Here is an 18,871-nt window from a genome sequence, read left to right as displayed (position 1 = left end):
CCCTTGCGCTTGGCTATTTTTTATTGCCTTTTAAAGATCAATTCATTTCAACCATCTAGCTGAATCACGTTAATTGTTATATGATGTTAGATGTTAGTGTACAAATTTAAAATAATTAAAAGGAATGTTTGCAATGCACATCAAAAAAAGAAAACACACCAAATCATTCATTGCCCTCTTTATCGTCATCGTGATCGCCATCTTCGCCGGTGGCGGTTATTATTATTGGCATAACCATGGTAGTTTTCTCAGTAAATTAGACGTTAATCAAAGCGATACCGCTACTGTGTTCATTCCCGGACTAGGTGGAAATAACATCACGACTGGTTACATGGTTGACACCCTAAATCGTTACCACCTAGCAACCAAAACCTTACAACTGTACGTGAAAAAGGATGGAACCGTTAAGACCACTAAGCAGTTCCATAAGTTTGGTGCTGATAACCCGACCGTACAAATTGTCTTTCAGGACAATCATCATCCCTATTTTCAATCAACCCAAATGCCAAACGTAATGCGCTATTTGTACAAGAAGTACAACGTTCGTTCAGTTAACATGATTGGGCATTCGTCTGGTGGAAACATTATTTACTATTACCTAGCTCATTATCCCAATCTTAAAAACGTTCCAAAGGTTAAAAAATTCATCTCCCTTGCAACGAACTATGCTCCAAACGATCCCGACGTAAAGAATCTACCAAAAGACCTGCAGATCCTTAATCTAGTTGGTGATATGAACCATTCTGGAACGGATGGCGAAGTTACAATGAAGAGTGAGATCCCAATGAAGAATCTTGTGACTGGCTACGTCAAAAGTTACAAGCTCTACGTATATCACGGAAATAGTTCCCAAGCTCAGCACACAATGCTTCACGAGAACCCATCCATCGTTAAGATCATCGCAGAATACTTCTTCACCGATAAGATGACCCAATAATTGGAGAATTTAATTAATGGCTTTAACCAATAAAAATCATTTATACCAGCTCGTGTACGTGCTGAGTTACGTTATTTTTCTGGCATCATCAGTAATCCTTTTGAACAGTCAATTTAATAACGTATATTCCGCTAAAAGTTTCTTGCAATGGCAAATCGCAGGGGTAATCACGTTAATTGTCATCGGAATCCAAATCGTACTATTACTTACCAGGAGACATAACCCTAAACAGTGGACAATTATCATAATCATGGCAGTCATCTTTATCTTGTCATATCTTTTTCATTTAAATGTGATTACCAGTACCCTATTTTTATTGTTCTTATTCATGGCCAACGCTGACTTACTAAATCAAGATGCGTTTGCGACCATCGACCTTGCAACTAAACTCGTTGTTCTAGTCGTAATTTTGGCCTTTTTGATTTTACACGTCTTTCCACCACAAAATGCCATTTCATTTACAAGAGGCTCATCCACTAGATATGCAATTGGATTCACTCATCCAAACGTCTTAAGTGGTTTCATCTTAAGTATTTTCTGTTCGGCCCTTTTGTTAATACAAAACAGTCGAAAAAAACTGATGTACTTCGTATATGCCTTTATTTTCGTTAGTTACTTAGTCATTGCCTACCTGACTGGTTCACGCGGATTTATGGTTGCTGGAGCTATCCTAGTACTCGGATTCGCTTTGAGCTTTGCTCCCAAAATCACTCACCTACTACCAAAAATCACCTGGATCCTTGTTTCATTGACTTTCGTAGTAGGAATCGGCATGGTCGCTTGGGGTTCATCACTGCCATTATTCAACGTGTTGAATCGTGCCCTTTCTGGTCGTCCCGGACAACAGTTAACCGTCATTCAATATTTCTATTCGCCAAAGTTAATTGGGCAAAATATGCCCTTGTTAGGTGCTCGGTCAAACTTGTGGGTCGATAACACGTTCTTGTTCATCTTATTAAGTACCGGTTTCATTGGTTTAATGTTGCTACTGGCATTGTTTCTTGCTAGTGCTTACAAGGCTAAACAGGACGATAACTATTTCCTTTGTGTGATTTTAATTGCCCTTGCTGTTCAAGGCATCATTGAAACCCAACTTACTAATGCTTACATGTTTGCACCGTTTATTTACGCTTTTGCCCGAGTAATCCAGCCGGATCATTTTCATCAGCAGGCAATTGGGAGACACGTTAAAACCACATAATCAAAACCCATCATTAATGATGGGTTTTTTAATTGATATTAGTTTCACAAAAATATAACATGAAATAGAAAGAATCAATTAATTTCAAAGGAGGTCATAAATTTGCGTTATCTAGCATTTTTAGGCTCACAAAGTAAGGATGGCTTGACTGCCAAATACCTTGATGCAGTAATCTCAGGTCTTCCAAAGGACGCGCAGGTTGAGACATTATTTCTGCAAGATTATGACATCAAACCAGATAATCTCAAAAACCCAAATCCAACGCTTGACATGATTGAAAAGAAAATGGAAGAAGCGGACGTCTGGATCATTGCATCTCCGACGTATTTTGCTGATTTATCAGGAGTTACCAAAAATCTATTCGATTGCATGCGTCATCGAATGGTTAAAATGAACAGTATTGGTGACACCTTGCCCGGTAAGTTTAAAAACAAACACTACCTTAGTCTGACCACTTGCTTTCTCTCCTCATTTCAAAATTTCTTTACCGGCATTACCGATCAAACCTTTCGGACCATTGATAAGATCATGACCGCAGCCGGTCTAATCAAACTTGGTGAGGTAATCGGAACGCACACCTGGGGAAGTAAGGGAATTCCTGACCCTAAAAAAATTGAACTGTGTAAACGATGGGGACAAAAGATTGCCAACAAGCCACGAAAGGATGATAGTACTTTGAAACGTTATATCGAATTATTTTGTATGATTGCAGTAATGTCACTAGTGACAATGCTAATTGAAGGATTAGTTTTTGGACTGAAATTTAACGGAGAATTTTGGCTCTTCTACGTAGCATTTGTGGTTATTTTCTATGTTCTTCTAGCAATCTTGCTTCACTTCTTTACGTTCTTAAGACATCGTCGTCGTTAACTTAAAACTAAATAAAAGCGACCAATTGTTAACAATTGGTCGCTTTTTTCTAATCATCGCTTTTTTCAATTTTAATTGTATCGGAAAGATGATGGTCATCCAGTCGGTACAAATTATTGAAGAATTCGACTTCAAATGACGCCGGCTCATCCGGATATTTTTGCTCCGCCAGTTCACCAGCAATGCCAACCATAGCCGTCCCTAGTGCAATTTCATGAACACTTTGATGGTGAGCGGCAACCACACCAATGACACCATCTAAAACATCTCCAGATCCAACGTTGATTGCTAATTCATGACTGCCGTTGTGTACCACATACGTTTCCTTTCCATTCGAAATTACATCGTCAACTCCTGAAATGACAACCGTGGAATGAAATTGTTTAGCAGCCATTTTAGCAACCTGAACCCGGTCACCATTACCATCAGCTGCATCAATTCCACGACTGCCCCAGTCAATTCCGGCAACAAAGGCAATCTCACCAACGTTGCCACGCAAGACATCAATATTAATTTCACTACTAATCTTCTTAAAAACTTCCGTTCTTAATTCCGAGGCACTCACAGCAACTGGATCAACCACCACCGGCAAACGACGATTATTAGCTGCTTGACCAGCAATTATATCTAATTTAATACTATCATCGTTCATCGTCCCCAAGTTTAAGACCAAACTGTTCGCAATTGCCACCAAGTCATTACCTTCATTTGAAGAGTCACACATAATTGGTGAGCCACCAACATAACTAATTGCATCCGCTACTTTCTGTGGGGTCACCATGTTAGGAATGTCCAAAACAACGGGATTTTCCCTTCTAATTTCTTCTAAAATCGACGTCATACTATCATTTCCTCTCTAGTTCGCTAATTGTCTTTTCAACGTTAGTACTGTCCATAATTGCTGATATTACCGCAATTCCAGCGTTTGAAACCTGATAAATTGACTGACAGTTACCTGCATTAATTCCACCAATCGCAACTACCGGTAAATTTACCTGTCTTTGCAGCTGAACTAAACCAGAAACCCCAATTGGTGATTCAGCATCCGCTTTACTAGTAGTCGGAAAAATCGGTCCAATTCCCAAATAATCGATGCCAGTGAGAGGTTTACTACGCTCTAATTCTTCTTTGGTACTGATCGACAATCCAACTATCATTTCTGGATTATCATGAATCACCTTTTGCACGCTTTCATCACTTTGACCAACGTGGATCCCGTTTGCATTAATCTGATTAGCCAAATCCACGTCATCGTCCACAATTAGTGGAATATGATATTCAGTGGTTAAATGACGAAGTTTCTTTCCCATCTCAATCCTTTTCAAACCCGTAAGTGAACCTACACCCTTTTCACGGTACTGAAAAGCTGTAACACCAGCATCTAAAGCCTGGTCAATGTGATCCAAAAATTCAGTTTCAGAACCGGCAAAATTTTGGGTACCTGCCACCAGGTATATTTGCAGCATTTTTTTGTTAAATTGCATATTTATTACTCCCACATTCCATGATTTAGGGGCCCGTGTCCATGACCAATAATTAATGGTTCCCTGATAATTTTATCCAGATAATCTTTTCCAAAACGAATGGCAGTTTCCATACTTTCACCACGCGCTAAAGCCGCGACAATTGCTGAAGAAAGCGTGTCTCCCGTGCCATGAGTCCGAACCGTATTCACCCGTTCGGCGGTCAACCAAAAATCAGATCCATCTTGTAAAAGAACATAGTCCTTTACGATCTTATCCGTACCATGTCCGCCTTTAATCATGACGTTTTTAGCACCAGCAATTTGAATTTTTCGCGCTGTCCTTTTGATTGCTTCATCAGATGCAATGGACTGATTCGTAATCTTTTCCGCTTCAGGTAGGTTTGGTGTTACTAAATCGGCCAATGGGATCAGTTCGTTAATCAAGGTTTTAATGGCGCCGGCTTCAAGTAGCACTGACCCTCCCTTGGCTACCATAACAGGATCAACAACAATTTGGCCCAACTTGTACTTTTTAATGTTATCTGCCACTAATTGAACGTGTTCTTCGTCAAACAAAGCTCCAGTCTTAGTTGCTTTAATATCAAAATCATCGCAAACGGAAGCAAACTGCTCATCAATAATTTTTTTCGGAAGTGGATACGTATCTTGAACACCAATGGTGTTTTGTGCCGTCACTCCCACTACCACGTTAGTGCTAAACACCTGACAGGCCTGCATCGTTTTAATATCAGCTTCCATCCCTGCTCCACCACCGGAATCAGTCCCAGCAATTGTTAAAGCTTCTGGATATTGATTTATTTCACTACTCATAGTTCCCTCCTAAAAAGTTCTAAGCGTCATACATTTTGTTCCAAAAATCCAATTCATAATGACAACTATTCTGAAAAACTTGATTTGCGGTGGCCCTTTCGTTTGAATGAGTTTCCGCCTGGAGATTAATAAAAGCAAAAATTTGCTTTACCTCATCTGCATCAGCATAAAACTTGATCCAATCGCTAAATGGATTGTTAATAAGGTTGGTTTTATTTAGTTCAGTAGCAACTACATAGTAAGTCCAAATACACGGTGCGAGCACGCTCAATCCAACTAGAATGGACTTAGTGCTCACGGCTTCACGCATACTTTCAACGTAATCCTTGGTAACGTTGAACATGCGGGCATCTTGAAGCTCATCATCAGTCACTTTTGCAATTTTTAACATGACCTCGTGCGGTGTGCTTTCGTTTTTAATCCCGGCAACGCAACCTGCCAAAAATCTTTTCAAATTCACATCACTTGTTTCAGTCTGAATTTGTTGAAACTGTTTAACGTAACCGTCTAAATACATTTCATCTTGTTGAACGTAGTTAATTAGCGCCTCTTCTGGTACTTTACCGCTTTTAATTCCCCTAACATAATCACAATTCATGATTTGATTCATTATTGTTGTCGCATTACTTATCAATTCATCGGTAAATTTATTTGTAATCAACTACTAACATCTCCTACACAAAAAGGCTCCTCATCAATGATGAGGAGCCTTCAATTATATTCTTAATTAAAGATCGCACGATTCCTTTCGCAGGTATTAACCAGTTCAAGTTCAATGGGTATAGTCTCAGCCACTTGGCACCCCCTCATACAGCTATTCAATTAAATTTATTATATTCCTTAAAATTTGGCATGACAATCCTAATCAACTACTTTGGCACCCAAGACGGTCTTAAAGTGATTCATCGCAAACTTCTGACCCAAATCGGAAAAGGTTGCCACCCCACTTTTATGAATAACCAAGTTATAAGCAAGGTTATAGCCAGCAATTGCCGTGTGCAAGACACAAATGTCGGTGCAAACACCCACAAGATGGAGAGTCTTAACGTTTCTTTCACGAAGTCTAAGATCCAGATCAGTGCCAGCAAACGCACTGTGCCTAGTCTTATCCATTTGCCAAACGTTATCTAACTTTTGATTCTCATCAAACCATTTTCCAACCTTCCCATATAGCTCACGACCCCAGGTCCCTCGCACGTTATGAGTTGGGTACAACTTCGTCTCAGGACTGTATGGATCATCCTTTTTATGAACATCAGTTGGAAAAATAACAAACTGACCATCATTTTTGAATTTTTCAGCCAAGTCGCTAATTGATTGGTCTAACACTTGAGCTGGCTTTCCAGCGGTCAATGACCCTTTATCATCAACAAAATCATTGGTGTAATCAATGATTAAAAGCGCACTTTTTTCTTTATCAGCCATTTTTAATCTTCTTTCTTAAAAATCTGACGGCTTCTCGGGATATTTAATTTCTTTTTCGGAGCGATCTTGAGCAGCTTTTACGTATACCTTGGCAACGTTGTCGGGCTGCATTTCCTCACTACTACCAGATAGTCCCTGAATGGTAATCAAACCGACGTAGATATTATCATCTTGAACCGCATCATGAAGTGAAAAGGCGTAATCACTTAAAGCCGCTTTAGTTGCTGCTAAAGTGACATTGCCTTTGGTAGGATGAAAGGCAGCTCCACCACCAGTAATCAGAATGTTCCGGTTTTCCTTTTGATCGTCTGAAAGGCCAACGAATTGGCGGGTTGTCGTAATGGCACCAAAGACATTGGTATTGTACATTTTCTTAATCTGGTCTAATGGTAATGAGAATGGTGTATCTAAAGTCTTATCACCCACGTTATAAACCATGGTTTGAGGAATCCCGTATGCCATTTTAATCTTACTAAACACGTTGGTTACCTGCGCTGGATCGGTAACATCAGCAGCAATAAAATCAGCTTTAATCCCCTCTTGATTCAAATCTTTAACAAATTGCTTTAACTGACCAGCATCTCGAGCCACCATAATCGGTGTCTTGCCAGCTTCACCAAATTTTTTGGCAATTGAAAAGCCAAATCCTTTTCCAACTCCAAAAATTACTACACTTTCACTCATAAAATTCCCTCCTAAAGTTGATTCAAGAAAAGTTTACCACCATTTGAGGAAACAAACCCTTTTAATGTTTTGCTGTTATTCTTAAATTCTTATTCCCAGAATCTCTAAAGAATGTTATAATTACACGTTTAAATAAAATGAAGTAGGAGCAATATAACATGGATAATAAAAGTTTTCACGATCTTTTTGTAGTTAGCAAAAAGTTGAATAACAATAATATAAAGCTTGCAAAACAAGGAAAATCTGCAAATTTTTTAGGACAATCTTTTTTCAATTCAAACCAAAAATTCAGAGTTATCCAAAATAGAAAGGGACATAAAGATAAGAACAAACTATCTTATATCCTATTAGCAACAAAAGATAATATAATGATAAGAGTAGATATTGAAGGACAAACACACGAGGGTGTAAAAACACCACATATACATATATACGACGAAGAACATCACAATGGAAAAGATGCTATTTCGTTATCAAAACTAGATAATTATAGTGCGACAAACGACTTATTTGCTTCTTTAAAACAGTTTCTACTGTATAATAATTTTAATATAACAGACCTATGTATTCCCCAGGCGCTAGATATATAACGAATATTTAAGAAGGAGGGAATTATTATCAATACTCAAAAGACCAAAGAACTAATTAATGATTACTCAAATTGGATTAAAAATGAATTAAAAATTTCACACTTAGAAGATACAAATATTGATGTTGTTAATACACCCTACTTAAACAGTATTAACGATAACATCCGCTTTTATATTGAATATAAAAACTCAAAAATAATATTGAGTGATGATGGAGAAACAATAGATAACTTAATTATGAGCGGAATTGATTTATCAACATCTCAAAGAAAACAAGAATTAGATAGTATACTTTATCAATTCGATATTAAAAATAACGAAGATGAATTATCAATTTCAGGTACAAAGCAAGATTTTCCACTAATGGAACATAAATTAATTTCTGCTGCCATAAAAATTGATAGTATGAGTATGCTAAAAAGAAATAGTATATCTCAAATGTTTAAAGAAGATGTTCTAAAGTACTTTGAAGAAAATAATTTTGGTGGCCTACCAAATTATTCAATAACTGGTAAAAGTGGAATATCTCATAAGATTGATTATGCCTTACCTAAATTAAATAAACGATCTTTTACCGTAATAAATTTCCAAAATACTACTAATTATAATAATACAGCAGCTGCAGCTTTTGAATTTAATGACATAAAATCATTTTTAGATAAGCCTATCAAATATTCAATAATTTATAATGATCAACAATCTAAACCAAGTAAAAAGGAAAAACAAATAGCTACATCAGCAAATTTGGAATTAATTGCCTTTAGTGATAAAGATAACATTAAACAATTGAAAATATCATAAAATATCATATTATGATATAGGAAAAATAAATCAATTTGATTAACAGTTTATATCAGTAAAGGGGTATATTAAAAGTGATAAGTACTACAATGTTAATTATGCCAAGAATATACTCTAAAATGCATTTAAATAATAATATGGAAATTAAAAATCAAACTTATGAAAAAAGATTAAAAGTAAAGTTCTATTTTTGAAATATTAATTATTTTACTAAAGTTAACTTATAGTATCTCTATTACAAAATCCTAATAATAAAGAATTCTTTTTTATTAATTTAGTAATAAATCTTTCCCTACTAAAATTTAAATCAATTATAAAGTTGTATAAATACGAGGGAAACAATACTATTCAAATAAATCTCTTTCAATAATTCAAATATAAATATTGGTATAGATCAAACTCACAAAATAATAGTCTCGATGTTTATTTATGCTTTTCCCTCACTATGAAAATACTGGTAAAATATACTATTAGATGATTTACTCATATTATGCACAAAAGGAGCCCCACTACCAAAAGTAGTGGGGCTCCTTTGCGACTTAATCTCCGTTAACTAAGTATACCAGTTTTAATAATTTTGTCAGCCCTTACATTTGCTTTCTATAAGTGTTTTGAAAATACCTGATAAGCAATATATGCCCAAAGTGTTTGTCACACTTTTATTATACTTAAAAAATTATCTTTTGAGTTTTAGGAAATTCATTTAATGATTTTATACTTCACAAGAGTAGCAGTAATAACTAGAATAATTTTCTTAATTATTACCAACGTTAACATATCATTTTCATAACAATAAATGAATAAAAATCAAAACAAAAACACACTTCAACTAAGAAGTGTGCTTTTGTATACACGTAATCAGCGTGCAAAGAGATAATTCATTTAAACCATCTACGTAAAATCATTATAACCATCATTCAAAAACTATTCAAAGTTACCCAACGTCCAGCATCTCTCATTTCACGGATTAAGATACATCCACGCTAGTTATTTGTTTAGACAAGACGTTTCTATACAATAAAACACAAAAATTGCTTGATAATCTATCTAATAGGACTAAATAGAGACCAAGCAATTTTCAAATACTGTCTATCAAAATTATAAAAGCATATTAATGCGCCCCCCGAGAGTCGAACTCGGATCATGAGGACCGAAATCTCATGTGCTATCCATTACACTAAGGGCGCTTAACAAATACTATGCTATCGATAAACACAGTAAATTGCAAGTAAATTATTCATTTGCGACCTTATTTGCGTTTGCTTCAAGATCTAACTCTAACTTTAGCGAATTATCCTTAAAGTCGTCAACTAAACTTTGCCCTTTAGAAACGTATTTTCCAACCGTTCTCCCAGTGATGCTAACAAATTCAATTGTCTTATCATCAACCACTTTTACAGAGTCATAATGGCCCTCTTCCGCCGCATCTAGATAGGCTTGAGATAATTCCCCGATGTTATCAAGGATCAACTCATCCAGTGTAATCGTTTTGCCTTCTTTTTTTAGTTTGTCTAACAAATTTTTAATTTCATCCATTGTCTCTGGAATTTTTTCACTCATTTTAAACACCTCAATTTAAACAAAACCACCGATACGTACTTATCGGTGGTCAGTTAATTATTTTTCTTTTTGCACAAACGTCTTGTTTGGAACTCTGATTAAGATGAACTGGTTAGCATCCTTACCAGCATGCATCCCTAAACCGTTCCAAAAGTTTCCTTTGTACCTTAAGGTAACCACCTTGGCCCATGCATTTTGAAAATGCTCGTCATTTAATTTGATGTTTTTATGCTTCAACTTGTAACTACGGCCAGTGACCTCAGCGTTTCCACGCGTAGTAACTACCTGAGCATTCGTACTTGGCAGTTGATACTTAATGTTCTTTAGCCAGAACGAATATTGCTGGATTGGCCCTCTATTACCCTCAACTTTTACGTAGTAGGAGCCATTCTTATCACTTTGAATAATTAATGGTTCAACTTGGGACGTCGTAATCACGTTGCGATTATTGGTTTTAGTAATATTTCTGAAGAAAGTCGTATAAACCATTAAGGTAAGCAACAACACAAAAACAACAATTTCGCCAATTGATATCAAAAAATTACGCCATTCAAAAGTTTTTTTATCCTCGATAATCATCTTAATTCGTCGTGATCGAATATTTTTAATCATAAAGATCAACACGATTAACACAACTATCCATGCAACTACACCTATAAGATTCCACCATGAATTCATGAAAGTATCCTCCGCTTCATTTTCCTATCTTCCCTATTCTAATTGAAAATTGATTTTTATGCCATCTTTGATATACTAAGTTTAATTAAACATTGGGGTGCCGAGTGGCTGAGATTATACCCGTTGAACCTGACTTGGACAATGCCAGCGCAGGGAAGATAAGATTGAGCTTAGATACATCAGCTGGACGTTCTCGCACTCGCGCTTGAAACGTCTTTTTTTATGGAGAATAATCAATGATAACAATTAAAAATCTATCATTTTCATATCCTGAACAGGATAAAATTCTAAATCAGGTCAATTTAAATTTCGAACCAAATAGCATCAATCTCCTGTTTGGTCCCACTGGTAGTGGAAAAACTACCCTCTTAAAACTAATTGCTCAACTATATCCCAAGTATAGTAAGGGGAAATTAACCGGCCAAATTGACATGGATGAAAAAACAGCCATGTTATTTCAGGATCCAAACCATCAGTTTGCGATGAAAACCGTTAAAGAAGAACTCATTTTTGCGTTAGGAAACCTTCACGTTGACCCTGTTAAAATGCCCAACCGGATTGACTCTGCTTTAAAGTTTTGTTGTATTAGTGAACTTAAAAATCGGGCCATTACCACCTTGTCGGGTGGCGAAAAGCAAAAAGTTGCCTTAGCTGTGACAGTTGCGATGAAACGTCCCGTCCTTTTACTGGACGAACCATTTAGTAACGTTGATGTTGATAGCAAAAAAGACATCATCGAACGTCTAATCCAGTTAAAGAAAAAAAGTAATCGGACCATCATTATCTCTGACCACAATCTTTCTGACTATCTCGACGTGGCTGATCATTTCTTTAACGTCCAAGCTGGCTCCGTTCATGCGGTTCCAGCTGACCAGATTAAAAATGAACTTGCAAACGACCCTAAAGAAGAGATTCACTACAAGATTATGTCAGACAACGATCCCGTGATTAATTTATTAAATTTTTCCATGACGAACGGTAATCAAAATCTGATTGAACCAGAAAACATTGACCTGTATCCCGGAATCACTTACCTAAATGGGAAGAATGGAAGTGGAAAGTCCACCTTCTTTAAGGCGCTGTCTCGCCTCCATTCGTACAACGGGGTCGTCAAAATTATGAATCATAACATTAAAAAATCATCCCTTCCCTCTCTCATGAAGTCCGAAAACCTGATTTTTCAAAATTCAGAAGACCAATTTTTAACCATCACGCTTAAAGACGAACTGACTCTAGCCAAGAAAAATGCCATCACCAAACAATGGACTGATGACCGAATTAACGACCTCTTAAAGGCCCTACATCTTGATAATCTCTTGAATCGGGTTGTCTATTCACTAAGTGGTGGGCAAAAGAAGAAACTCCAGATCGTGATTATGTTGATTCGGGATGCGCCCATCCTCATGCTTGACGAACCATTCGCTGGTCTTGACCAAAAATCAACCGTCATTATTTCGCGGATCCTTGAGAACGAGGCTAAGAACGGGAAAACCATTATTTTTGCTTCCCATCAACGAACCGACCTCGTCGAAAATGCTGATTTCTTTATTGAACTTGCCAATCATCGATTAACTTACAAGGAGGATGTTCATGAATCCTAGTCTAAAATTCGTTTTGGTATTGATCATTGCTCTAGAAGTTTCTTTCACTACCAGTATCGTTGGTAACAGTGTGCTAATCGTCTGTGGACTCGCCTATCTCATAGTGAAACACGTAAACTTCAAGCATCTGTTATGGATCCTTCTGATTGCCTTCATTCCTGCGGTCGGGTTACTGATCTCCCAGATTTTATACGCTAAAAGCACGCACGCGGGAATCCTATTATTTACGCGGATCTACGTTTACATCGTCTATGGAGCGGCCTTCACGTTAACCACTAAATTATACGAACTGGTTAATTCGTTAGAGCAAAATCTCCGGCTCCCAAGTAAATTTGTTTATGGGGCAATGGCGGCTTTCAACCTTCTACCAGAAATTCAAGCCGAAGTTAACAAGATTAAAACTGCTAGTTTGATGCGGGGAGTTAAATTACACTGGTGGTCACCGACCCTATACTTTAAAGCCATTTTATCAGCAATTCGCTGGTCAGAAAACTTAGCTCAAGGAATGGAATCACATGGTTTTGTCGAAGGTCAGCCCCGAACTTTTTATCAGACCATTAAAATCACAAAGGTGGACTGGCTCGTCTTTGTTTTTAACGTCATCTTACTTCAAGTAGTTCTGCTTCTGCTCTAGTATTCTTTGTCTCAAATAAATAAATTAATGTATAATAGAGTCAAGTAAGCGAAGTAGAGGAGGAAGCAAAATGAAAATTGGAGAAGAATTTAGTCAGGTAGCAACCGATCTAATTAAATTCCAAGAAAAACATGACATCCCTGACAACCAAATGGCCGTTGACCTACACATGACGGTGGAGAGATTTCATGCCATCAAGAGTATGCAAATTCAGCCTACTCAGGATGAAGTAAAAATAATTAAGCAGTTTATTGTTCATAACAAATAAAAACGATGACTTTTATAAAAGCCATCGTTTTTTTATCCGATTTGTTGCTCAATTAGATATGAGTCAAGGTAGCCAAAAGCAATTTCGTCAATATCTCCAAGATTAATGAGTTGATTATTCACAACGAATAATTTCGCTTTGTCAACGATTTGAACTGTTATCTGACCATGCTCGTACTTCACGGGAAATCCGAGGTAAGATTGGCCGTCATTCATTTTTATTCTAACCACCCGTTGAAATTTGATGGCCATTTGAATCGTGGCTTCAAATAGATTAATCGTCGAATCAAAACTTCGATCATTATTTAACACGGGTTGAACGAAGACCCCATTAGCCGAATTGATGGACACGAAGTGATTAATTAGCCGCAAATAATCACTTTTAATCACTAATTTATCAATCTCATCAATCTTAATGAGTTCATATCCACCAAATCGTCCCATCATATCAACCAACGAAAACATAACGGAATCAGAATTAACCGCTTTCACCTGACCAATGAAAAACAAATCAGAATGAATCTTCGGTATCATCACAATTCTTCTCCCTGTTTCCATGGCCGAGTACAAGTTGGCTTCAATGGCTAATTGTCCGTCGATGACTTTCGGGGCAATGTGTTTGGCAAATAAAACTGACTTAGAATCCGTTAATAACTTTAACTCGGTTCCAAGAAACTCAACCGAACGAACCAACGGTTTAATGATGGTCTTATGGGTCACATTTTCGTTGTCAAATTTATCAACAACGGAAAGTGAAAATTCAAAGTCCGACAGTGAATTAATGAACCCTTCAACGGAATTGCCGTCTTGAGTTACCACCATCACCGCTTGTTGGTCGACAAATGAATTGCCCAAAATCTGGGTCAATAGATCATTTTTAGAATTAAGTTTCATTACTTCCTGCTTAGTTCCGTTCAGTTTTAATTGACGAGACATTCGGATACGTCCCTCCATCTTGGTGAGGTCCTCACTTTGAAAGTCAATATCATCGATATCTCCGTAAACAACGTAGACCAGTCCGTTAGCAAGCCCGTAATCATCGTATGTGATCAAAATCGCACCAGCAGCATCAAGGGCAACGACCACACCAGTATAGAAGACCGTTGTATTTTGCTGGGTCAAATTTACCAATAAATTGTTATTCATTGAATACTTCAAGTCCTTAACAACTTGATTAACTGAATTATCCAAACAATCACCCGCTTCTCTAATAACATCAGTTTAATCTTATCACATGTATGGATTCGACCAAGTTTAGTGCGCTTATCATAACATAAATTTTGCGTTCTTTTTAAGCTTTCACTTTCTATTTTCATTTATTGGGCGAATGCTTTAAACTAATAGTGAGGTGAAAATATGTCGAAGAAGAAAATAGAACGTAAACAACGCCAAAACATCATCATTGATATGAATGATTTTATCATAAAATATGCCGCTACAATGTTAGGTGAAAACAAAACTAATCTAGCTCAGCAAGTCTATGAAGCCGGTAAAAACGACGTCAAAGGATTAGATAAATTATTTAACGATGCTGGCTACGGACGAAGAGAACAATACGAAGACATTGCTGAAGGATATGTTTGTAACTTCTATCACGTAATGCCTGATCAAACAAAAACTGAGGTTGATCGGTTAACCAAAGAGGCAATGAATTACTTAGGATCTCATGCAAACGAGTTCAATCGTTGGCGTGAAGAATAAAACAACTTCGTTTGAAGTTGTTTTTTTATTGAAAAAAGGAGGTGGAAATAGTGAACAAAGTTGGAGTCAGAGATCTCGTTGAATTTTTACTTCGAAGCGGAGATCTAAATAGTAGTCTTAGTAGTCTGAACACGGCTCAAGCTGGCACTAAAATCCACCGGAAAATTCAAAAGAATCGTCCTAGTAATTATGAAAAGGAGTACTACCTAGAAAAAGAAGTCCAGGCTAATCAGACTGATTTTCTGGTTCATGGTCGTGCCGATGGTGTCATCATGAGTGATAAATCAGCCACAATCGAAGAAATCAAAACCTCTGACATTGAGTTTAACGATATTCCAAAAAACAAAATGATTCTTTACTGGGGACAAGTACAGGCTTATGCCTATTTACTAATGACGGAACATCCCTCAATCAAATCAGTCACCATGCGGCTGACGTACGTCCAGACCCCTGAAGAAGAAATTACACAAAAGGAACGTTCCATTACATACGAAGATTCCAAACGTTTCTTTGACAACTTAATTCACGAATTTGGGGAATGGCTTGAACTTAAAGACCAGTTAAATGAAGAAAAAAGAATCACCGCCAAAAAAGTTCAATTTCCCTTCCCAACGTATCGAAGGGGTCAACATGAACTGGCAGCTGCGGTATATAAGACCGTCGCTTCTAACCGCCACCTGTTTGCAGAAGCTCCAACTGGAACTGGTAAAACCATCTCAACCCTCTTTCCTACCATCAAAGCCATGGGAAATGACCTTATCTCCAAGGTGTTTTACTTAACGGCTAAACAAAGTACTCGACGAGTTGCTGAAGACGCCATTAATCTCATGAGTAATCATGGATTACGACTTCGAAGCATTACCCTTACCGCTAAGGACAAGATTACGTTTGATGATGAACGTGACAAATCACCAGAGGATAATCCCTATATGCTTGGCTACTATGATCGCTTAAAACCAGCCCTAAAGGATATTTTAAAAAATAATCACCAGATCACGCGTGACGTGGTAGAAAAGTACGCAAAAAAATACACACTTGATCCCTTTGAATTCTCGCTTGATATCAGCCTTTTTTGTGACGTTATCATTGGTGACTACAATTACTTATTTGATCCACAGGTCCACCTTCAACGCTTCTTTGAGGTGCAAGACTATCAGAATTTTTACCTGATTGATGAGGCCCATAACCTAGTCGATCGCTCCCGTGACATGTACTCAACCGAAATATCATCTGAACCATTAGAAAAAGTTATCAAGCTTCTATCAAAAAACAAGGAACAAAACGCAAAGGTCTTAACCAAGTTACGATCACTCAAACGTCAATTTAATGCAATTGCCAAACCACTAAAGGAGGATCATCAATCAGAAGTATCAATCGATGATCCACTGGATAAATTTACAAAAGCAGTCACTAACGTAGTCAAGGTCCTCCGGAAATGGATCGCAAAACAAGACGACGGTGATGACCTGGACTTGGTGCTTGATTTTTTCTTTCAGTGTACGGGATACCTCAAAATCAACGAGTACTATGGTCCAAATTACAAAACGAGAATCCTCATCAATGGTAAGAATACGACTGTTCGTCTCTTCTGTATGGATCCAAGTCACAATCTAGCCGAGACCCTTAACCTTGGTGGCGGAGCAGTGTTGTTTTCGGCCACCCTCTCACCGATGAACTACTATGCCAAGGTTCTCGGTGACGAAGACAATAGTTTGAAGTATCAACTGCCCTCCCCGTTTCCAAAAGCAAATCAGAATATCATCATCACTTCTTACATCAATACTACGTTTCAAAAACGTGACCAAAGCATCCCTAAGATTGTTGATACCGTCAACAAAATGATCAGCGGAAAAGCCGGCAACTACCTGATCTTTGTTCCATCGGGGGTGTACCTAGAAAAAATCTACGATGAATTTAACAGGCAACACCCCACGGTTAAAACAATCAAGCAAGAAGCCGGCATGAACGAAGCAGCGCGTTCCAGCTTTATCAATCAATTCAATCAGCCAAACGACCATCCGGTTGTCGGATTTGCCCTTCTTGGTGGCATCTTTTCGGAGGGAATTGACCTGGTTGGTGATAAATTAATTGGGGTTGGGATTGTTGGGGTTGGACTTCCAGGACTTAACCCAGAAACCAACCTGATTCGGGACTACTTTGATGCCGAAAATGGTCACGGATTTGAATATGCTTATCAGCTACCGGGCTTAAACAACGTTTTTCAGGCTGCCGGACGTCTCATCCGTGGTAAGCATGATCAGGGAATCGTTGTATTAATGGATCAAAGATTTACCCAGAAAAGGTACACAAACCTTTATCCTCAACAATGGAAAAATTATCAGATTGCTCACAACCCTGATGAACTCGAGCATGACATCAAACAATTTTGGAATAATATAAAGGAGAAAAACCATGACGAAACTTGAAAGTTACCACCCAATTTTTACCGCTCACCTTGAAATGGATTGGCTGACTACCATGAATCTTGGCGAAATAACCTCACTCTTAAATGGTCGCACAATTGCCAATGTTCGCCTGGATGGTGAGTATAACCCCACTAGAACAGCCGATCTAGTTAATCTTGACATGCGTAAAATCATGAAATCTCAGGCTCTGATTTGGGGAGTGTTGGACAAAAACACTCACACTCTATTCGGAATCTTTGCCATCAGTAATTTAGACAATAACCAACCCCAGTTTTACTTTATCTTTGAGGTCGGAATTGCTCCGGATCTAATTTCCGAATTATTAAATCACATGATCAAGTTTACTTTTCAAGAATTAAAACAGCCAAACATCTCTATTCTATTAAATAATAATCAGCATAATCTTATAGGTATAATAAAAAGATTAGGTTTCTCTCAAGTAGGCCGATCCCCGAAATCCGCTAGATTTCAATTATTTCAGTGATTTCAGTTGAATTGTGTTCCATAAGCTACTAGAATGATTATTGAAATAAAAGAGTAACATTATAATGTATGGGAGTGCATATTTATGAATGAAAAAGAGAAGAAAGAAGCGTATGGGAAAGCCATGGACATTCTTAAAAGTAACAATGTCCGAATTACCCCGCAACGACAAATTATTTTAAAGTACCTTATCGATCACAATAACCATCCTTCAGTTGAGACCATCTTCCATTTTTTGGAAGAAACCTTTCCCAACCTAAGTATGGCAACTGTTTACAATAACTTACGTTTATTTAAAAAGCTTAGAATCGTGATTGAATTGCCAAATCCAGATGGTGGATATCGCTATGACTTTTACAGTCATCCCCATTTTCACGCCATTTGTGATACCTGTGGAAAAATTATTGATATTGATGATCCAAAGTTCAAGCAAATTGATAAAGACTTACAGGACGCAACCAAACAGGTTGGATTTGATCCATCAGTTTCAAACGTTGAAGTTCATGGAATTTGTAAAGAATGTCAAGCAAAGGAAAAGGACCAACAGAGTCAAAACAAGAGCAACAACCAAAAAGTTGTTGAAATATCTAAAACTTCATCAAAGGACTAATTAAAAAACTAATTTTATTTCAAAAATCGATCACCATGACATTTGTTCATGGTGCTTTTTTTATGCCTAATTTCTCTTTCGTGTTTACTATGTCAAGTTATTGCGGT

The 18,871-nt window shown here is 37.4% G+C and carries 21 protein-coding genes, 1 tRNA gene and 2 riboswitches; of the genes, 12 read left to right on the top strand and 10 right to left on the bottom strand.

Features of this window, described 5'->3' with window-relative positions:
• The first annotated feature begins 133 nt into the window (after positions 1–133).
• From AC6UDC_RS02210 to AC6UDC_RS02200, 3 genes are all read left to right on the top strand, one after another.
• Positions 134–937, top strand: coding sequence for an alpha/beta fold hydrolase (locus AC6UDC_RS02210; RefSeq protein ID WP_500699226.1), 804 nt, complete (start codon positions 134–136; stop codon positions 935–937).
• A gap of 16 nt (positions 938–953) precedes the next feature.
• Positions 954–2,138, top strand: coding sequence for an O-antigen ligase family protein (locus AC6UDC_RS02205; RefSeq protein WP_500721110.1), 1,185 nt, complete (start codon positions 954–956; stop codon positions 2,136–2,138).
• 102 nt (positions 2,139–2,240) lie between these two features.
• Positions 2,241–3,008 (top strand): flavodoxin family protein, encoded by a 768-nt coding sequence (locus tag AC6UDC_RS02200; RefSeq protein WP_500707224.1) that lies wholly within the window; start codon positions 2,241–2,243, stop codon positions 3,006–3,008.
• Positions 3,009–3,057: 49 nt separating this feature from the next.
• Here the strand turns inward: AC6UDC_RS02200 and thiM are convergent, their stop codons facing one another.
• The 6 genes from thiM to AC6UDC_RS02170 form a co-directional block, all read right to left on the bottom strand.
• Positions 3,058–3,849 (bottom strand): hydroxyethylthiazole kinase, encoded by a 792-nt coding sequence (gene thiM, locus AC6UDC_RS02195; RefSeq protein ID WP_500721108.1) that lies wholly within the window; start codon positions 3,847–3,849, stop codon positions 3,058–3,060.
• Between the two features lie 4 nt (positions 3,850–3,853).
• Positions 3,854–4,492 carry a thiamine phosphate synthase gene (gene thiE, locus AC6UDC_RS02190; protein WP_500721106.1) on the bottom strand — a complete coding sequence of 213 codons (639 nt, stop codon included), beginning with the start codon at positions 4,490–4,492 and terminating at the stop codon, positions 3,854–3,856.
• 5 nt (positions 4,493–4,497) lie between these two features.
• A complete protein-coding gene (thiD, locus tag AC6UDC_RS02185) occupies positions 4,498–5,304 on the bottom strand; it encodes a bifunctional hydroxymethylpyrimidine kinase/phosphomethylpyrimidine kinase (protein ID WP_500721103.1) in 807 nt (268 codons plus the stop codon).
• A gap of 19 nt (positions 5,305–5,323) precedes the next feature.
• Positions 5,324–5,965, bottom strand: a complete 642-nt coding sequence (locus AC6UDC_RS02180; protein ID WP_500721101.1) for a TenA family protein — start codon at positions 5,963–5,965, stop codon at positions 5,324–5,326.
• A gap of 64 nt (positions 5,966–6,029) precedes the next feature.
• A riboswitch (TPP riboswitch) is annotated at positions 6,030–6,120 on the bottom strand.
• 45 nt (positions 6,121–6,165) lie between these two features.
• Complete coding sequence (locus tag AC6UDC_RS02175; protein ID WP_500721099.1) at positions 6,166–6,729, bottom strand: cysteine hydrolase family protein; 564 nt, start codon at positions 6,727–6,729, stop codon at positions 6,166–6,168.
• A gap of 15 nt (positions 6,730–6,744) precedes the next feature.
• On the bottom strand, positions 6,745–7,413 hold the full coding sequence (locus AC6UDC_RS02170; protein WP_500721097.1) for an SDR family NAD(P)-dependent oxidoreductase: 669 nt from the start codon (positions 7,411–7,413) through the stop codon (positions 6,745–6,747).
• A gap of 158 nt (positions 7,414–7,571) precedes the next feature.
• Here AC6UDC_RS02170 and AC6UDC_RS02165 point away from each other — a divergent pair, with 158 nt between their 5' ends.
• On the top strand, positions 7,572–8,003 hold the full coding sequence (locus AC6UDC_RS02165; protein WP_500721095.1) for a DUF6978 family protein: 432 nt from the start codon (positions 7,572–7,574) through the stop codon (positions 8,001–8,003).
• Between the two features lie 3 nt (positions 8,004–8,006).
• Positions 8,007–8,804 carry a DUF1828 domain-containing protein gene (locus AC6UDC_RS02160; RefSeq protein ID WP_500721220.1) on the top strand — a complete coding sequence of 266 codons (798 nt, stop codon included), beginning with the start codon at positions 8,007–8,009 and terminating at the stop codon, positions 8,802–8,804.
• 1,115 nt (positions 8,805–9,919) lie between these two features.
• On the opposite strand, the gene AC6UDC_RS02155 is transcribed toward AC6UDC_RS02160, so the two are convergent.
• The 3 genes from AC6UDC_RS02155 to AC6UDC_RS02145 form a co-directional block, all read right to left on the bottom strand.
• Positions 9,920–9,991 (bottom strand) — tRNA-Arg (locus AC6UDC_RS02155).
• A gap of 46 nt (positions 9,992–10,037) precedes the next feature.
• A complete protein-coding gene (locus AC6UDC_RS02150; protein WP_500707229.1) occupies positions 10,038–10,364 on the bottom strand; it encodes a hypothetical protein in 327 nt (108 codons plus the stop codon).
• Between the two features lie 57 nt (positions 10,365–10,421).
• Positions 10,422–11,042, bottom strand: a complete 621-nt coding sequence (locus tag AC6UDC_RS02145; protein WP_500721093.1) for an LVIS_2131 family protein — start codon at positions 11,040–11,042, stop codon at positions 10,422–10,424.
• 83 nt (positions 11,043–11,125) lie between these two features.
• Positions 11,126–11,215: riboswitch (TPP riboswitch) on the top strand.
• Positions 11,216–11,278: 63 nt separating this feature from the next.
• Here AC6UDC_RS02145 and AC6UDC_RS02140 point away from each other — a divergent pair.
• The 3 genes from AC6UDC_RS02140 to AC6UDC_RS02130 all read left to right on the top strand — a co-directional run bounded on the left by AC6UDC_RS02140 (position 11,279) and on the right by AC6UDC_RS02130 (position 13,545).
• A complete protein-coding gene (locus tag AC6UDC_RS02140; RefSeq protein WP_500721091.1) occupies positions 11,279–12,643 on the top strand; it encodes an ATP-binding cassette domain-containing protein in 1,365 nt (454 codons plus the stop codon).
• Positions 12,633–13,277 carry an energy-coupling factor transporter transmembrane component T family protein gene (locus AC6UDC_RS02135; protein ID WP_500708100.1) on the top strand — a complete coding sequence of 215 codons (645 nt, stop codon included), beginning with the start codon at positions 12,633–12,635 and terminating at the stop codon, positions 13,275–13,277. The genes AC6UDC_RS02140 and AC6UDC_RS02135 overlap by 11 nt, the downstream gene beginning before the upstream one ends.
• 70 nt (positions 13,278–13,347) lie before the next feature.
• Positions 13,348–13,545, top strand: a complete 198-nt coding sequence (locus AC6UDC_RS02130; RefSeq protein ID WP_500693476.1) for an LBP_cg2779 family protein — start codon at positions 13,348–13,350, stop codon at positions 13,543–13,545.
• 32 nt (positions 13,546–13,577) lie between these two features.
• Here the strand turns inward: AC6UDC_RS02130 and AC6UDC_RS02125 are convergent, their stop codons facing one another.
• Entirely contained in the window at positions 13,578–14,735 is a 1,158-nt protein-coding gene (locus AC6UDC_RS02125; protein ID WP_500695284.1) for a hypothetical protein, read from the bottom strand.
• Positions 14,736–14,900: 165 nt separating this feature from the next.
• Between AC6UDC_RS02125 and AC6UDC_RS02120 the strand changes: the two genes are divergently transcribed.
• The 4 genes from AC6UDC_RS02120 (at position 14,901) to AC6UDC_RS02105 (ending at position 18,764) form a co-directional block, all read left to right on the top strand.
• Positions 14,901–15,245, top strand: a complete 345-nt coding sequence (locus AC6UDC_RS02120; RefSeq protein WP_500693474.1) for a hypothetical protein — start codon at positions 14,901–14,903, stop codon at positions 15,243–15,245.
• A 47-nt stretch (positions 15,246–15,292) separates the two neighbouring features.
• Entirely contained in the window at positions 15,293–17,671 is a 2,379-nt protein-coding gene (locus AC6UDC_RS02115; RefSeq protein ID WP_500721218.1) for a helicase C-terminal domain-containing protein, read from the top strand.
• Positions 17,658–18,155: a GNAT family N-acetyltransferase gene (locus AC6UDC_RS02110; protein WP_500707236.1), complete on the top strand. Its 498-nt coding sequence runs from the start codon at positions 17,658–17,660 to the stop codon at positions 18,153–18,155. The genes AC6UDC_RS02115 and AC6UDC_RS02110 overlap by 14 nt, the downstream gene beginning before the upstream one ends.
• Positions 18,156–18,239: 84 nt before the next feature.
• Positions 18,240–18,764: a Fur family transcriptional regulator gene (locus AC6UDC_RS02105; protein ID WP_500707238.1), complete on the top strand. Its 525-nt coding sequence runs from the start codon at positions 18,240–18,242 to the stop codon at positions 18,762–18,764.
• Positions 18,765–18,871: the final 107 nt, after the last annotated feature.

The organism is Fructilactobacillus sp. X7R7C1, assembly GCF_059901065.1.
This window is presented reverse-complemented; position numbering and strand designations above follow the sequence as displayed.

Bases quoted from the DNA above. Each gene is read 5' to 3' on its own strand.
- thiE (WP_500721106.1), bottom strand. From the start codon at position 4,492: ATGCAATTTAACAAAAAAATGCTGCAAATATACCTGGTGGCAGGTACC.
- thiM (WP_500721108.1), bottom strand. From the start codon at position 3,849: ATGACGTCGATTTTAGAAGAAATTAGAAGGGAAAATCCCGTTGTTTTG.
- AC6UDC_RS02150 (WP_500707229.1), bottom strand. From the start codon at position 10,364: ATGAGTGAAAAAATTCCAGAGACAATGGATGAAATTAAAAATTTGTTA.
- AC6UDC_RS02110 (WP_500707236.1), top strand. From the start codon at position 17,658: ATGACGAAACTTGAAAGTTACCACCCAATTTTTACCGCTCACCTTGAA.
- AC6UDC_RS02135 (WP_500708100.1), top strand. From the start codon at position 12,633: ATGAATCCTAGTCTAAAATTCGTTTTGGTATTGATCATTGCTCTAGAA.
- AC6UDC_RS02205 (WP_500721110.1), top strand. From the start codon at position 954: ATGGCTTTAACCAATAAAAATCATTTATACCAGCTCGTGTACGTGCTG.
- thiD (WP_500721103.1), bottom strand. From the start codon at position 5,304: ATGAGTAGTGAAATAAATCAATATCCAGAAGCTTTAACAATTGCTGGG.
- AC6UDC_RS02145 (WP_500721093.1), bottom strand. From the start codon at position 11,042: ATGAATTCATGGTGGAATCTTATAGGTGTAGTTGCATGGATAGTTGTG.
- AC6UDC_RS02140 (WP_500721091.1), top strand. From the start codon at position 11,279: ATGATAACAATTAAAAATCTATCATTTTCATATCCTGAACAGGATAAA.
- AC6UDC_RS02165 (WP_500721095.1), top strand. From the start codon at position 7,572: ATGGATAATAAAAGTTTTCACGATCTTTTTGTAGTTAGCAAAAAGTTG.
- AC6UDC_RS02175 (WP_500721099.1), bottom strand. From the start codon at position 6,729: ATGGCTGATAAAGAAAAAAGTGCGCTTTTAATCATTGATTACACCAAT.
- AC6UDC_RS02120 (WP_500693474.1), top strand. From the start codon at position 14,901: ATGTCGAAGAAGAAAATAGAACGTAAACAACGCCAAAACATCATCATT.
- AC6UDC_RS02105 (WP_500707238.1), top strand. From the start codon at position 18,240: ATGAATGAAAAAGAGAAGAAAGAAGCGTATGGGAAAGCCATGGACATT.
- AC6UDC_RS02170 (WP_500721097.1), bottom strand. From the start codon at position 7,413: ATGAGTGAAAGTGTAGTAATTTTTGGAGTTGGAAAAGGATTTGGCTTT.
- AC6UDC_RS02130 (WP_500693476.1), top strand. From the start codon at position 13,348: ATGAAAATTGGAGAAGAATTTAGTCAGGTAGCAACCGATCTAATTAAA.
- AC6UDC_RS02210 (WP_500699226.1), top strand. From the start codon at position 134: ATGCACATCAAAAAAAGAAAACACACCAAATCATTCATTGCCCTCTTT.